This is a genomic window from Proteus sp. FME41, assembly GCF_014897315.1.
GTDB lineage: Bacteria > Pseudomonadota > Gammaproteobacteria > Enterobacterales > Enterobacteriaceae > Proteus.
In genome coordinates, this window is sequence record NZ_JABUYL010000020.1 from 30,833 (window position 1) to 45,979 (window position 15,147).

Consider the following 15,147-nt stretch of genomic DNA (forward strand, 5'->3'; position numbering starts at 1 on the left):
TTAATGAGTAATTGAATAAAAATGCTGTTCTATCACCAGAACAGCATTTTCCTTTTATGTTGCTAAGGACGATGTATCCATAAGGTACCCGGTATGTCGGCACGATTATCATCTTTACTCTCAAGAGCCACAGAATTAACACGCGCAGAATATCGTATTCTCTCTTATTTAATTGATAACCCGACACAAGTTGGAAAGCTTACAATCAGAGCACTTGCGCAGGTGAATTTTGTTTCAACAACAACCATTATGCGTCTTTGTCAGAAATTAGGTTTTTCTGGCTATAGTGAGTTGATTTATTACTGCAAACAATTGTTATCGACAGCGGAACAGACACATCACTTAAAAAGTGATGACACGCAAACGGCAGAGCCTCTTTTTGATCAGTTTTTAGCAAACTACTTAAAAACGTTTACGTTGATTTCAGATGAACGCAAACAAGCATTTGTCGATCTTATTAACAGTAAAAATTCTTTTTTTATTTATGGTGCGGGGTTTTCTCATATATTTTCAGAATATATCAGTAAGCGGTTACAATTGATTGGTAAAGATGCTTTTCTTTCTGGACTCAGTGACAGTAAGAATATCTTTATTAATAATGCATCACGCTATACGGTTTTTATTGCGATATCGCGCAGTGGAGAGACAGAACAAGTTGTTGAAAAGGCGAGAATAGCAAAAAGTATTGGTATGAAGATTGTTGCCTTTACTCGCGCAAGTGCCAATCCGTTGGCCGAACTTACGGATATTCATTTCCCCATTTATGACGATGCAGTAAATTATCATTGTGACACTATCGAAAGCTCGTCTTTTGAATCAAACCTTGTCTTGATTATTGATTTGTTACTTAGCCGAGCTCAACGATTTTAATTTATGTATAACGCTTTATGACTAAGCAACAGACTGATTTAAATAAAGCGTTAAGGGTAAATCAGGGTGTGTATTCATTGAGTCGAATTGATGTAATGGGTGAGCATCAACAGTGGGATAACGAGATAATAAAACGATAAAATCTTGGTAAGCCTGATTTTTATTATCATGAGTAAAAATAGGCGTACCGCTATGATTTAATTCATTATCTGCAATTAATAAAATATCAAGATATTGCGCATTATTGTGTTCATAAAGCACATTTTCAGGGTTAATGTCTTGCCAAGGTGTTCCTATAGCTTCTTGTGGTGAATGAACACGTAATGCACCCGTATTATCCTTAACATTATACTTACTCATCATCACAATCATGGTGTGGTCAACGCCATCCTTATGCACTCCTTCAATTGAAAGTTCGCTTAAAGAATCTGGTTGAGCAATTAGTCTTAAATGAAAAACAGTCGATATTGACTTTGGCGATTTTTGATCTGTTAAATGGCGAGAAGTAAATGTATTACCTTGAATTAATAGCATTTTTAATTTTAATAAGGCTTGATAGGCGGTATTGCTCTGCCAGCGATCATCGAGTGCTCTAAAATGTCTTTGCGCACCACTGTCTTCACGAATAAATCCATCTTCCTCAGTAAGAACAAAAGGTTGATACTCTAATCTGGAGATGGTTTCTATGTCATTATCAAAAAGGTAGCGTCCTGTTCGGGAGTGACGAAACGAAAGCGTGGGATCTTGGGCTAAATAATCGCCGTATTCTATCAGTGTATTAATATCTTTTTCTTCAGCACCTAATTGTTTTATTAAATTAATAACAACATTTTGGGGAATAAAAACATATTTATTATTTTTGTACTCTTTTTTTATTTCATTAATATTATTTATAAGCAGGCTATTCATATATAATATGCTCCATTGATGGTTTATATTATTAATAATTAATTAGAGAAATAACTAATTAATTATAATTAACTAGATTATAGAGAGAGATTAATATGTTTCAAATTCATAAAAAAAAGAGTGTAATAAATTAATTACACTCTTTTTAAATAATTGAAGAAGAAATTATTTCGGAATTAAAGTATTTCTGGAATTGAAATACCGAGGCGTTGCATCCGTGATAATAACGTGGTTCTTTTTAAACCCAATTTTAATGCTGCGCCTCTGGCACCAGCAACCACACCGTTGGTTTCTCTTAACGCTTGAATTATCCTTTCTCGCTCCTCATCATCACTCTCTGGCGCATTAGTCTGCATGCGCTTTTCAATCGATGAAGGTTGAGAAAGGACCTGCTTTAAACGAGAGGGTTTACAAATATGAAGCTCTTTCAATTGAAGGTTTAATGTTGAACCTCGCGTTAAAATAACAGCGCGTTCAATAATATTTTCAAGCTCACGGACATTGCCCGGCCAGGGATACAGTGTTAGTTGTTCCAGTGCATTGGCAGGAATACAATCTATTTTTCTATCCATTCTACGTGCAATTTTTTGCGTAAAATGTTTGACCAAAAGTGGAATATCTTCAGGTCGTTCTCTTAATGGCGGAATAATAATAGGAAAAACATTAAGACGATAATACAGGTCTTCTCTAAATTCACCTTCATCCGTTAAATTATGGAGATCTTTATTGGTTGCAGCAATCAGCCTGACATCAACTGGGATCACTTTATTGCCACCCAATCTTTCTATTTCTCGCTCTTGAAGAACACGAAGCAGTTTAGGTTGTAATTCAATCGGCATATCACCAATTTCATCTAGAAATAGCGTACTTTTATCTGCCATTTCAAATCGACCAATATGCGTATTAGTTGCCCCTGTAAATGCGCCTTTATCATGACCAAAGAGATCACTTTCTAACAGGCCAGAAGGCACTGCCGCACAGTTCATTTTTATCATCGATTTACTTTTTCGCTGACTTAAACGATGGATTGCACGCGCAATTAATTCTTTACCTGTACCCGTTTCACCTAAAATAAGCACAGTACTGTCGCTTTGTGCCACTAATTCAATTTGTTCAAGCACGTTATGCATGGCATCGCTTTGATAAATAATCTCACTAAAGCATGCATTTTTATCTATTTGCTCATTTAGCCAAATATTCTCATTTTTTAAACTGTCTTTTAAGTGTGTTATCTCTTCATAAGCCGCCGCATTTTCAATGGCGATACCAATACGCGCTGCAACTTGCTGTAGCAATTGGCAAGTGTCGTTGGTAAAAACACTCCCTAATTCATGCGCTAAGATTAATAATCCTAAGGGCTTATGATTAAAAGCCAGTGGCAATAACAAAGCCGTCTGCATATTTTGCTTAACTAGACGCTTAATCAAAATATCGTCTTGATCTTCTTTATTAATATCAATTAAGACTGGTTTATTTTGGTTAATAATTTCTTCTGCTTTGTTATTCGCGCTACTAAACTTACGTTGTTGGCGAATGACCGATTTTCCAGTCTGATAACGGCTAGAATAAAGAATACCTTCATGACTATTTTGTGATGAGGTACGGCATAACATTAGACTAATATGGTTTAGTCCAAAAAAACGATGTATTTCTTTAGAGACTTCAGAAATAAGACCATCCATGTCTAGGTGAGCTAATACAGAATTAGTGATATCAACCAGTATTCGATATTGGTTACGCTCATTACGAAGGCTCTCCATAGTTTCAGCATTGTTACTGCTTAATTTCATGACACCACCGATTGCCCTAAAAAATTAGCTATATTGTAGTAGGTTTATAATAAATTTATATCAATGACTGAACCATTTTTGATCCAACCCGCTATTTTTGTATCTGTAATAAAACTTAAAAATATAAACTTATCAAATCGATATATAATAAAATATATAGGGGTTTATATTATCGTCAAAAGTGTCGAATAATTTGACGAAGTGACTGGTTTATTAATTAATAATCATTTTTATTTGAAAATTATTTAATTGAAAAATAAGGAATAGTTACCTCAAAAATATATTGGCATGAACCGTGCTAGATTCATTCTATTGATACCCTAATTATTACTCTTAATTAGAATAATTAGTTGCATTTATCGCCATATATAACGGCTATATATAACAAACATCAGGAGAATATGATGAACCGTTTCATCATTGCAGACCCTAAAAAATGTATTGGTTGCCATACTTGTGAAGTGGCTTGCGTTGTTTCGCATCAGCAAGCAGAGCAAGACAACTTAGCCATCGACCAAATTAATGAGCAAAATTTCCAACCTCGTATTCATGTTGTTAAAGGATTTTCAATTAGTACTGCGGTTGTTTGTCACCAATGTGAAGATGCCCCTTGTGCCAATGTGTGTCCCAATGGCGCTATTATTCATAATAAAGATTATTACTATGTCGATCAGGAAAAGTGTATCGGCTGTAAAACTTGTGTCCTGGCTTGTCCTTACGGCACCATGGAAGTTGTTTCTCGCCCTATTATGCGTAAATTAACGGCGCTTAATACTATCGATGCATTTAAGGCAGAAGCGAATAAATGTGACTTATGTCATCACCGAGAAGCAGGTCCTGCGTGTATCGAAGTTTGCCCAACGCATGCTTTAGTGTGTATCGATAGAGATGCGCTTGACGAGATGGTGAAAGAACGTCGTCGCAAAGCCGCTTTTGAAACCGGTGCTGAATTGTTGTTCTAAGATCAATAATAAAGCAACGTTGTACTGATACTATAGTTGCTATTATTTATCCTGCTTCAATAAGGTATCAACATGCATGAAATCACGCTTTGTCAAAGCGCATTTGAGATAATAGATTCACAAGCGAAATTAAATAATGCACAAAAAGTAAAAAGCGTATGGTTGGAAATTGGCGCATTATCTTGTGTTGAAGTGAGTGCGCTGGAATTTTGCTTTGATATTGTCTGCCGAGACACTCTTGCACAAGGTTGTGAGTTACATATTGAGATTATCCCCGCTAAGGCATGGTGTTGGGATTGTCACCAAGTTGTGACTATTTCAACATTTAATGCGGGTTGTCCTTCTTGTGGTAGCCAAAATCTGCGTGTTGAGAATGATGATGCAATGCGAGTGAAGCAAATAGAGATCGAATAGGGGTTGTTATGTGCCTTGGTATCCCAGGTCAGGTTGTCGAAGTTGGAAAGACAATCACTGAAAACGCAATGGTTGATGTTTGTGGCGTTAAACGTGAAGTGAATATTGCGCTCGTTTGTGAAGGTGAGCCACATACTATGATAGGCAAATGGGTGCTTGTGCATGTTGGCTTCGCCATGAGTATTATCAATGAAGAAGAAGCAAAAGAAACACTGGATGCCTTGATGGCGATGGGCGAAGTGGAAGATGATGTCTCCGCTTTTCTTTATGGTGAAGAGGGCGCGCCCTCAAAAAATTGAGTTAATTTTGTGCTATTGCATGATTAATTCCTTTTTCTTATACTCTATCTTCATCTTTCAAAAGCTGGGACGACCCAGCTTTTTGTCTTTGTATTCAGGGGACGACCCCAGCTTATCGAGTAGGGGAAGTTATGTCTTGGATTATTCTTTTTGTTGCAGGTTTATTAGAAATTGTGTGGGCTGTCGGCCTTAAGTATACCCACGGTTTTACACGCCTAACCCCGAGTATTATCACCATTAGTGCCATGGTTGTGAGCATGGGAATGTTATCTTACGCCATGAAAGGTTTGCCTGCGGGTACTGCTTATGCAATTTGGACTGGTATTGGTGCAGTGGGTACCGCAATCTTTGGTATTTTGGTCTTTGGTGAGTCCGCAAATATCTATCGTTTACTGAGCTTAGCGATGATTATTTTCGGTATTATCGGGCTGAAATTAGCGAGTTGATTATCATCAGTTTTCCATAAAAAAGCCACTCAATTGAGTGGCTTTTTATCTTACGTATCTATGAGTTATAGCGTAACTACACCAATAATCGCGATAACGCTGATAATGGCTGCACCACCATAAAATACCCACTTGCTTGCAGGTACATGCACTTTAAAATCGTGCAGAGTATGGTGAATACGGTGTAATGCACACCACACTGGCAGAATGATCATTAGCAGTAAGAAAAGACGACCAATGATACTTTGGCTAAATGCCATGATACGTTCATAAGTAAATGCTTCTGGCGCAATACCCATAGGGATTAGGATACCGAGCAGGATAATGACGGCTGGAGATACAATTGCACTCCACATACCACCTGCACCAAATAATCCCCAGAAAATAGGTTCATCAGAGCGCTTAGGAAGTTGATTCTGATTCATTATTTCCTCCTGGGTTACATTAACGCCACTGCCAGAATAGCGGCAGTAACAACGATAGTGACAGCCCAGAAACCACGGACAATAGGTTCTTGAGGCATTTTTTCATCTTTAACAACGATAACCACAGCTTTAGGTGCGAGCTTAAACCAAGTCGCGGTATGGAAAAGCGTTGCTACTAAGGTCACGATATTAATAATCAATACTATTGGGTTGCTTAGGAATGCGACAAAGCCCGCCCAACTTTCTGGTCCATTTTTCAGTGCAAATACACCAAACAGTACAACCAGACTGAACCAAAGTTGTGGAAGACAGGTCCCTTCACGGGTGATATAGAAACGATAGAATCCCAGTTTCGTCCACCAGTTTGGCTGCATACCACGAACATAAGGCTTACGTTGTGTTGTCATGTCTTGTTTCCTCCTTAACGTGGTTTCAGCATTGCAATGACAAAGTCTTGCGCACTGGCTGCTTTACCCTGCTGAATAGCGGCGGCAGGATCCACATGTTTTGGACAGACTTCAGAACAGTAGCCAACAAAGGTACAAGACCAGACACCGTTCTCACCGTTTAACTGAGGCATACGTTCTTTAGCCCCATGGTCGCGACTATCTGTGTTGTAACGTTGTGCTAACGTAATCGCTGCTGGACCAATAAACTCTGGGTTTAAACCAAATTGAGGACACGCTGCATAGCAAAGACCACAGTTGATACAACCTGAGAACTGGTGGTATTTCGCCATTTGAGCAGGAGTCTGTTTATTCGGACCTTCTGAAGGCTTACGATCGTTACCAATGATATAAGGTTTAATCGCTTCTAAGCTTTCGATAAAGTGAGTCATATCGACAACAAGGTCACGTTCAACAGGGAAGTTACCTAGCGCTTCAATTCTGACACCGTTTGGATATTCCCGAACAAAGGTTTTACACGCCAATTTAGGGACTTTGTTAACCATCATGCCGCAAGAGCCACAAATCGCCATACGGCAAGACCAACGGTAGGAAAGATCTGGCGCTAAATTATCTTTAATATAACCCAATGCATCCAGTAATGAGGTTTGCTCATCATAAGGAACATCATACGTAACGAAATGAGGTGCTTCGTCCGTTTCTGGGTTATAGCGCATGACTTCCATTTTAATGTGCTTCATGTCATCAGCCATTCGCTTTCTCCTTATTCTGCTTGTCTTGTGCAGTCGCTTCACCACCATAGACACGTTTAGCAGGAGCTGATTTCGTGATCTTCACATCGCTATATTCTAAGCGAGGTGCACCTTCTGGGTTATAGAACGCCAGAGTATGTTTTAAGAAATTCACGTCATCACGCTCAGTACAACCTTCGTCAAGACGTTGGTGTGCACCACGAGATTCTTTACGATTGATTGCAGAATGCGCCATACATTCAGCGACATCTAAACCAAAGCCAAGCTCAATTTTATAGAGTAAATCTGTATTAAAGACGCTACTGGTGTCTTTAATTTCAACACGTTTGAAACGTTCTTTTAATTCAGCCAGTTTATCAACGGTTTTTTGCATTAACTCAGGTGTACGATAGATACCGCAACCTTCTTCCATTGATTCGCCCATTTCATCACGGATTTGTGACCAACTTTCAGAACCTTTTTGGTTCATCAGTTTTTTCAGGTTTTCTTCGATGTCACGTGTACGAGCATCTAATACTGACGCATTCGCTGGTGCAGCTTCTTGTGCGCAACGAACGGCTTCTTCACCCGCAAGACGACCAAATACAACCAGTTCAGCCAGTGAGTTAGAACCTAAACGGTTCGCACCGTGTAAGCCAACTGATGAACATTCACCCACCGCAAACAGACCTTTAATACGGGTTTCAGTTTGTTGGTTAGTTTCGATACCACCCATTGTATAGTGAGCTGTAGGGCGAACAGGGATTGGTTCATTAACAGGGTCAACACCCACATACGCTTTAGCCAGTTCACAAATAAATGGCAAACGTTCATGGAGTTTTTTCGCACCTAAATGACGTAAGTCAAGATAGACAACATCACCACGGTGAGTTTTGATAGTACGGCCGGCGCGCCACTCATGCCAGAAGGCTTGAGAAACTTTATCGCGAGGACCTAATTCCATGTATTTATTTTCAGGTTTGCCTAATGGTGTTTCTGGTCCTAGGCCGTAATCTTGCAGATAACGATAGCCATCTTTATTGACCAGAATACCACCTTCACCACGACAACCTTCGGTCATCAGGATACCTGAGCCAGGTAAGCCTGTTGGGTGATATTGAACAAATTCCATATCACGCAGTGGGACACCATGACGTAAAGCAATACCCATACCGTCACCAGTGACAATACCGCCATTGGTATTGAAACGGTAAACACGTCCAGCACCACCGGTTGCCATAATGACAGCGTTAGCACGAATTTGAACTTTCGTTCCTTCCATCATATTAATCGCAACAAGACCACGAGCGTGACCTTCATCAACGAGGATATCGAGAACAAAGTGTTCATCGAAGCGTTGAATTTGTGGATATTTTAAGGATGTTTGGAACAGGGTATGTAACATATGGAAGCCGGTTTTATCGGCTGCGAACCAGGTCCGTTCGATCTTCATCCCACCAAAACGGCGGACGTTAACTGACCCGTCTTCTTTACGGCTCCAAGGACAGCCCCAGAGTTCTAGTTGAGTCATCTCGGCTGGACAATGCTCAACGAAGTAATCTACGACATCCTGTTCACACAACCAGTCACCGCCAGAAACGGTATCATTGAAGTGGAAATCATAGGAGTCGTGAGCCTGAGTCACTGCTGCTGATCCGCCTTCTGCTGCCACAGTGTGGCTACGCATTGGGTAAACTTTTGAGATCAGAGCAATTTTCAGTTGAGGATTCGCTTCCGCTGCAGCTATTGCTGCTCGTAAGCCTGCGCCCCCGGCTCCGATTATCGCTATATCGGCATTAAAGGTTTGCACTGCGCTTCTCCATTGTTCAAGTGAAAATTGGAATAATTGTCTAGAATTCAATTCACTGACATTATTAATTTGTAATGCTATTTTTTTAAGCTATCCGTAACGAAATTGTTTCACTGCCTTGTGACTGCGCTTGATAACATCTTTATTATCATTGACTGTAATTTTAGTATAACGAAATGTAGAGCACCGAAATTTGATATGAATGATGGTTTTCCCGTATTTCGCAAAAAAAGTGTGATCCACACCAAGAATTCTGGGTTTTTATAATAAGCGCCCAGATAAACTTGAGGATAAAATAGAATATATTCTTCTAAATTGAAAATTATAAATAGTAATGAATAATCAATTTTTAAAGTATAGATAGTTTTAATTATAAATGACAATCTTTTTTTATTATTTATTGATTTGTAAGAGTAAATAAATTTATCTTGCTTAGGGTTAATTTGCATTAATAAAAAAACATCCTGAAATTTAAAATATTTTTTTTACTATTTATCTAAAACAAATCGGTTTGTCTTGTTAATTGTTAATAAAATATTAATAATATTTCTAAAGGTTTTTAATACTCATCAAAATACGTAAATTTAAATAAAAAATTAACTTTGAAGTTTAGAAGATAATGGCTATTTGAATATAAGAATAGTGTTAGTTTATTGTTATTTCTAATTGAGAAAAAGAATTATTCTAATTAACTTTTATTATAAAAAGTAAGAAAAAGGGGCGAATTTGTTGTACTAATTTGATGTTTATTCAAACAATAAAAAGTGCCAAAAAGTAGATGATTTGTAGAATTATATTCATTTGACTTATGTGTTTTTACTTAAAATAAGATGAATTTGTGAACTAGCCTAAAATGAAAATCTGCTTTGTCAGGGAGAAATTTGTCTGTTGGGTAGGATGCGAGTAAACTGCACGCTTTGTTTTCTGTTGGAGTTTTTCGTTCATGAGTGAAATCGCGGATTGGCAGCCAAGCGCCTCAATCGCCAACTTACTGAAAAAGGCGAAAATAGTCAGTAATATTAGGCGTTTTTTCGCTGATCGTGGTGTGTTAGAAGTTGAAACACCTATGATGAGTCAGGCTACCGTTACCGATGTTCATCTTTCCCCATTTGAAACCCAATTTGTGGGGCCGGGCGCATCACAAGGGCTTAAGCTTTATTTAATGACAAGCCCTGAATACCACATGAAGCGTTTATTAGCGGCAAACAGTGGGCCGATTTATCAAATGGGACGTTGCTTCCGTAATGAGGAAGCCGGTAGATATCACAATCCGGAATTTACGATGCTTGAGTGGTATCGCCCTTGTTTTGATATGTACCGGTTGATGAATGAAGTCGATGATTTATTACAAGAAATCTTGGATTGTGAAGCATCAGAATCACTCTCTTATCAACAAGCATTCTTGCGCTATCTTGATATCGATCCTTTATCCGTTGATAAAGAAAAATTACGTGAAGTGGCAGCAAAACTGGATTTATCAAATATTGCTGATACAGAAGAAGATAAAGATACACTGCTTCAATTACTCTTTGTCTCTGGGGTTGAGCCACATATCGGGTTAGAAAAACCCACCTTTATTTATCATTTCCCTGCATCACAAGCATCATTGGCTGAAATCAGTTCTGAAGATCACCGTGTTGCTGAACGTTTTGAGGTCTATTTTAAAGGTGTTGAGTTAGCGAATGGATTTCGCGAATTGACTGATGCACAAGAACAACGCCATCGTTTTGAACGTGATAACCGCCAACGAGTCGCAATGGGATTATCAGAACAACCTATTGATGAGCGTTTTTTAGCGGCACTTGAGGCAGGATTACCTGAATGTTCAGGGGTAGCTTTAGGTGTTGATCGTCTCATTATGCTGGCGCTTGGTGTAGAGCGTCTTAGTGATGTGATTGCCTTTCCTGTTTACAGAGCATAAGTTCATCTATCGATGAAGATTAAAAAAGAGAGCCGAGGCTCTCTTTTATTTTTTTGATTTTCGGCTTTGTCTTCGTTTTTCTTCTGCTTCAATGGCTTTTTCTTGAAACTTTGCAAATTTATTTCCTGTTACATCTTTCATATAGCGATAATTAATAAACCAATACGTAATACATGAAAATAAAATAACCCACCAGATTAAGAGGAGTTTTAATGCAGAATTAACCCCTAGTATTAAATGAAAACTAATCAAGACCATTAAGCTGACAAATATCGAGCTAAATAATCCCCCTGCAATTTGTGACATATATTTTTTTAAAGGAGTGATACTTATTAATGGCAAAATAATCGCCATAGAAAATAATACTCCAAATGTAGCAAACATAATAATCGAGATAGGTTCATTAAAGCTCAGAAACCAATCTGTTATGCCAAAAAAAGAAAAGGGAATTTCTATCATGATGTTGTCTCCCTATTTGGGTAAAAAAGAGGGATATCTTTAAAATTAAAAATCAATTTAAACAATATATTAGGAAAAATATGTATTTCAGTATTATAGAGAGTGACAGATTGATTAAAGAACTCTCGTCTGTCAGCAATACACTCTTCTAATTCTTTCGCTTGCGTTTGTAATAAGTGTAAGTTTTTTCCACTGATAAGTTCAGGGTATTTTTCTACAATAATGAGTGATTTTTTTATTTGTGGTAATAACTGATTAGCTAAATCAATTTTTTGATCTAATGCATCTGCATGTAAATAGAGAACTCTATTTTCAGCTAATTTTTCAAATAAAGCTTTCTCATGATCCATTGATTTTTGTGTAATAACTATCAGCATGGGGATCAAGTCGGCTTGTTTTTTTAATATAACATCAATATTTGCAAAGGCTTTATAGCAATTGTTTTTTAGCATCACCATGTTGTTATAAATCATCACTAATTGGCGTATTAAAAAATAAACCAAAGCGAGAATAAAAATGATGAAAATAAGCCATTCCATATTAATCAATTACCAAGATGAAGAAGTGTTATTAAAATAAAGTGTTAGTATGCCGTTTTGGTAATCCATTGGTATTACTAGAATGGAGAAGATAACAAAAAGAGCAATAATAACGATGATGGCCGAGTTACGACGTAAAGGGCGTGCTTTGTTCCAACGAACAACATAATCTTGTGGCGATAAGCCTAGCAGGTAATGAGGTTCTTTACGTGTGATAACCACTTCACCATTGATAGACTCTGCACTACCAATTAATAAATACGTTGAGTCTGATCCCAAGATGTACTCTTTAAAGCGTTTATTATTATATTCAAGATCTTGATGAGGCTCGATGCCTAGATGCACTAAGGGGGTATCTGCTGCGAGAACTTGAATTGATCCAGTATCATCAGTCATTGTGAAATTGGTGATCTTTTTTTCACAGAGTGTTTGGTGGTAACTTTTCTTGCCCTCTTTGTCTGTGGATACGTTATATTCATAATAGAAGTAACCATAACACTCTTTTTTACCTAGGCGACTCGTTAATTTTGTTCCTGCAGTTATCTTGCCTTCAATCTCAACAAGCCCAATGGCTAAAGAGCGAATTTTAGATGTTGCTAGAATTTTTTGAAAACGTAAAAAACGCTTTTCAGGTGTTCTTTTGACAGTTTGATAAACGAACATTAAAACGAAACTTAAAAAGAACAATCTATGATCAATAAAAAAGCCAAAGCTTAAACAGAGCAGTAAAAGGCTAATAAATACGGTGTTAATCAGTGCCGAAAACTTAGACGCACCTTCCATTTGTAATTGATGATAATTTTTTATCGCCTTTTCACCAATATTCCCAATATGATTTGAAATGCCATAGGAAAATATCAAAATAACAGCAAATGCAATACAGGAGATAAGATTAACAACAGATAAGATTAACAACAGAGTCTTCACCGCTAGGATAAAGGTCATTTCCCCGCGAAAAAAACAGATAATTTCCAGCAGCAAATGCGATCCCTAAAAAGGGAACAATACCCAAGTTATTTTTCTTTTTTTGAGCGCGTTTACTGCGTAAAAAATAAATTAATGCGCCCACAGCACAGCCGATAAAAAAATAAATTAACACTGCAATCTACCCTTAATGCGGTTATTTAACTTACTGTTATTTAAAATGAATACCTTCAAATTTCATTTCTTCTTTCGGTATTTCTAGTAATTGCATACGTTCAAAGCGGAAAAGGCCGGCAATTAAGCTATCAGGAAACATCTCTATTGCGGTGTTGTAGTAAGTCGTAGCATCATTAAAGCCTTCACGACGTTGAGCAATTTTATTTTCTACATCACTAACACCGGTTTGAAGTAATGCTAATTGTTCGCCTGAAATTAACGTAGGATAATTTTCAGCAAGCGCAATCATCCCTCGCAGTGCAGTATTCATCTCATTGGATGCGCTGATTTTTTCATTAATATTTTGTGCTTTAAAATAGCGCTGTCTTGCATCACTGAGTGCAATAAAAACACTTTTTTCGTGTTCCATTGCTTTTTCAGCTATTGTCATTAATTGTGGAATTTGGTCTGCACGCTGTTTTAAAATAACGTCAATATTCGCAAATTGGTTACCGACTTGATTTCGAGTCGCAATTAGACGGTTATAAATAGAAATTCCCCAACCAATAAAAAGAACGATAAGAATAAGTAAAATAATAGCCATTATTGTCATAGTGATCCCTTCTTCTCAATATTTAATAAATGATGATAGCTAACTTAAAAAGTTATTTTGGTTTTTTAATTAAATTATTAGAGTAACTTAGAGAAAGATGAAGAAATATACAATCAGAAAGGGCGCAAATATCCTACTTCAAGTTGAAATGTTGTTGACGGTGTTCACTCGTACTAGTCACATACTAATGTATGTGACTAGTATCTCATTAACTTGGCGCTTAGCTGCACCTTGAATTATTTAGAGTATAAATAAAATGTGAGTTGTTATTTAGCTTGTTTTTGTAAGAACTTAACCCCTAAATCAGGGAAGTCTGTAAAGACACCTTCTGCACCCGCTTGGTTATAAATGATGTCGTAAAGCTGATCACCATCTTTTGCGTATTTAGGAAGTTTATCAATACGCACTGTAAATGGATGAATGGTGAGTTTATTAGCGTGAGCATCTGCCGCCATACCTGTTAAGGTGATTTTTTCTGGCGTTGAGTTTTCTTCTACTAACATATGGTAATCAGGACCAATGCCATCTGCATAAGTGGCAATTTCTTTCATTGCGCCTGGCTTAAACATCCACTCATAACTGTAGTTTGTCCATGTGCCATCAGATTGTTTTTCGTAAGTCTCATTCCAGTCGGTATAAGCAATTAATTGAACGAGTTTTAAGTCCATGCCCATTTTTGGCATCAATTCTGTTTTGATGCGTTTTAGGTCGTTGGCATCGAAAGATTGCAGATATACATTATCGGTTTTTTGTGTATAACCGTACTGTTTAAGGACTTCGAGCACTTTTGTTGTGATATCTTTGCCTTCTTGCTCGTGGAACCAAGGCGCTTTAATTTCAGGGTAAATACCAATATCTTGACCTGTTGATTTATTTAAACCTTGAATAAATTCAATTTCTTCTTGGAAAGTGTGTACACGGAAATCAGATTTACCCATAGGGAAACGGTTTGGGTAGCTTTGGACTTTTTTACCATCAACAATATCAAAGCCTTCGGTAAATTTTAGCCCTTTGATCTCGTCAAGCGTAAAGTCGATAGCGTAATAACGACCGTCTTTTCTTGCTCTGTCTGGGTAACGTTCAGCTACATCTGTTACACGGTCAAGATAGTGATCATGCAAGACAACCAGTTCGTTATCTTTTGTCATCACTAAGTCTTGTTCAAGATAATCTGCACCTTGTGCATATGCTAATGCTTTAGCGGGTAGGGTATGTTCAGGCAAATAACCACTTGCACCACGGTGAGCGATAACAACTTTATCACTTGCCGCTTGTGCGATTGCACTTAAAGATAGAGTTAAAAGAACGCCTGCAACTAACGGTTTTATTTTAAAAGATGTACTCATAAAGCTGCTCCATTTTAATTCTACGTACAATAAAGTTATGTACAGTTGGCAATAAAAAAGCCACATCAACAAACTGATGTGGCTTGATTTTTTAGAGATGAGATTTAATCAATTTCATAAATAACC

At 37.5% G+C, this 15,147-nt stretch carries 18 protein-coding genes; 6 read left to right on the top strand and 12 right to left on the bottom strand.

The genetic code is table 11. The features are described 5' to 3' along the window. The first annotated feature begins 93 nt into the window (after positions 1-93). Complete coding sequence (locus tag INT04_RS15815; protein ID WP_193017067.1) at positions 94-870, top strand: MurR/RpiR family transcriptional regulator; 777 nt, start codon at positions 94-96, stop codon at positions 868-870. A gap of 21 nt (positions 871-891) precedes the next feature. Here INT04_RS15815 and INT04_RS15820 read toward each other — a convergent pair whose 3' ends face one another. Beyond that, positions 892-1,779: a 2OG-Fe dioxygenase family protein gene (locus INT04_RS15820; protein WP_193017069.1), complete on the bottom strand. Its 888-nt coding sequence runs from the start codon at positions 1,777-1,779 to the stop codon at positions 892-894. A 176-nt stretch (positions 1,780-1,955) separates the two neighbouring features. Next, positions 1,956-3,569, bottom strand: a complete 1,614-nt coding sequence (locus tag INT04_RS15825) for a sigma 54-interacting transcriptional regulator (RefSeq protein WP_193017070.1) — start codon at positions 3,567-3,569, stop codon at positions 1,956-1,958. Positions 3,570-3,973: 404 nt separating this feature from the next. Here INT04_RS15825 and hydN point away from each other — a divergent pair, with 404 nt between their 5' ends. The 4 genes from hydN (at position 3,974) to sugE (ending at position 5,690) form a co-directional block, all read left to right on the top strand. Continuing rightward, positions 3,974-4,531 carry an electron transport protein HydN gene (gene hydN / locus INT04_RS15830; protein ID WP_193017072.1) on the top strand — a complete coding sequence of 186 codons (558 nt, stop codon included), beginning with the start codon at positions 3,974-3,976 and terminating at the stop codon, positions 4,529-4,531. Positions 4,532-4,603: 72 nt separating this feature from the next. Continuing rightward, positions 4,604-4,945, top strand: coding sequence for a hydrogenase maturation nickel metallochaperone HypA (gene hypA, locus INT04_RS15835; RefSeq protein WP_193017073.1), 342 nt, complete (start codon positions 4,604-4,606; stop codon positions 4,943-4,945). Positions 4,946-4,953: 8 nt separating this feature from the next. Beyond that, positions 4,954-5,244, top strand: a complete 291-nt coding sequence (gene hybG, locus INT04_RS15840) for a hydrogenase maturation factor HybG (protein WP_193017075.1) — start codon at positions 4,954-4,956, stop codon at positions 5,242-5,244. 131 nt (positions 5,245-5,375) lie between these two features. Then, a complete protein-coding gene (gene sugE / locus INT04_RS15845) occupies positions 5,376-5,690 on the top strand; it encodes a quaternary ammonium compound efflux SMR transporter SugE (protein ID WP_072069833.1) in 315 nt (104 codons plus the stop codon). A gap of 65 nt (positions 5,691-5,755) precedes the next feature. Here sugE and frdD read toward each other — a convergent pair whose 3' ends face one another. The 4 genes from frdD to frdA are packed head-to-tail and all read right to left on the bottom strand — an operon-like array spanning position 5,756 to position 9,063. Next, positions 5,756-6,115, bottom strand: a complete 360-nt coding sequence (gene frdD, locus INT04_RS15850; protein WP_193017077.1) for a fumarate reductase subunit FrdD — start codon at positions 6,113-6,115, stop codon at positions 5,756-5,758. Positions 6,116-6,129: 14 nt separating this feature from the next. Next, positions 6,130-6,522 carry a fumarate reductase subunit FrdC gene (gene frdC / locus INT04_RS15855; RefSeq protein WP_193017079.1) on the bottom strand — a complete coding sequence of 131 codons (393 nt, stop codon included), beginning with the start codon at positions 6,520-6,522 and terminating at the stop codon, positions 6,130-6,132. 14 nt (positions 6,523-6,536) lie between these two features. Then, positions 6,537-7,274 carry a succinate dehydrogenase/fumarate reductase iron-sulfur subunit gene (locus tag INT04_RS15860; protein ID WP_193017080.1) on the bottom strand — a complete coding sequence of 246 codons (738 nt, stop codon included), beginning with the start codon at positions 7,272-7,274 and terminating at the stop codon, positions 6,537-6,539. Then, a complete protein-coding gene (gene frdA / locus INT04_RS15865; RefSeq protein WP_193017082.1) occupies positions 7,267-9,063 on the bottom strand; it encodes a fumarate reductase (quinol) flavoprotein subunit in 1,797 nt (598 codons plus the stop codon). The genes INT04_RS15860 and frdA overlap by 8 nt, the downstream gene beginning before the upstream one ends. A gap of 943 nt (positions 9,064-10,006) precedes the next feature. Between frdA and epmA the strand changes: the two genes are divergently transcribed. Then, complete coding sequence (epmA, locus tag INT04_RS15870) at positions 10,007-10,984, top strand: elongation factor P--(R)-beta-lysine ligase (protein WP_193017083.1); 978 nt, start codon at positions 10,007-10,009, stop codon at positions 10,982-10,984. Positions 10,985-11,029: 45 nt separating this feature from the next. Here the strand turns inward: epmA and INT04_RS15875 are convergent, their stop codons facing one another. The 6 genes from INT04_RS15875 to glpQ all read right to left on the bottom strand — a co-directional run bounded on the left by INT04_RS15875 (position 11,030) and on the right by glpQ (position 15,021). Beyond that, positions 11,030-11,443: a hypothetical protein gene (locus INT04_RS15875; protein ID WP_193017085.1), complete on the bottom strand. Its 414-nt coding sequence runs from the start codon at positions 11,441-11,443 to the stop codon at positions 11,030-11,032. Beyond that, a complete protein-coding gene (locus tag INT04_RS15880; protein ID WP_193017087.1) occupies positions 11,440-11,982 on the bottom strand; it encodes a LemA family protein in 543 nt (180 codons plus the stop codon). The genes INT04_RS15875 and INT04_RS15880 overlap by 4 nt, the downstream gene beginning before the upstream one ends. A gap of 9 nt (positions 11,983-11,991) precedes the next feature. Further along, on the bottom strand, positions 11,992-12,897 hold the full coding sequence (locus tag INT04_RS15885; RefSeq protein WP_193017089.1) for a hypothetical protein: 906 nt from the start codon (positions 12,895-12,897) through the stop codon (positions 11,992-11,994). Continuing rightward, positions 12,875-13,081 (bottom strand): hypothetical protein, encoded by a 207-nt coding sequence (locus INT04_RS15890; protein WP_193017091.1) that lies wholly within the window; start codon positions 13,079-13,081, stop codon positions 12,875-12,877. Before INT04_RS15890 ends, INT04_RS15885 begins: the two co-directional genes overlap by 23 nt. 36 nt (positions 13,082-13,117) lie before the next feature. After that, complete coding sequence (locus INT04_RS15895) at positions 13,118-13,675, bottom strand: LemA family protein (protein ID WP_193017093.1); 558 nt, start codon at positions 13,673-13,675, stop codon at positions 13,118-13,120. Between the two features lie 266 nt (positions 13,676-13,941). Further along, positions 13,942-15,021, bottom strand: coding sequence for a glycerophosphodiester phosphodiesterase (glpQ, locus tag INT04_RS15900; RefSeq protein ID WP_193017094.1), 1,080 nt, complete (start codon positions 15,019-15,021; stop codon positions 13,942-13,944). Between the last annotated feature and the right edge of the window lie 126 nt (positions 15,022-15,147).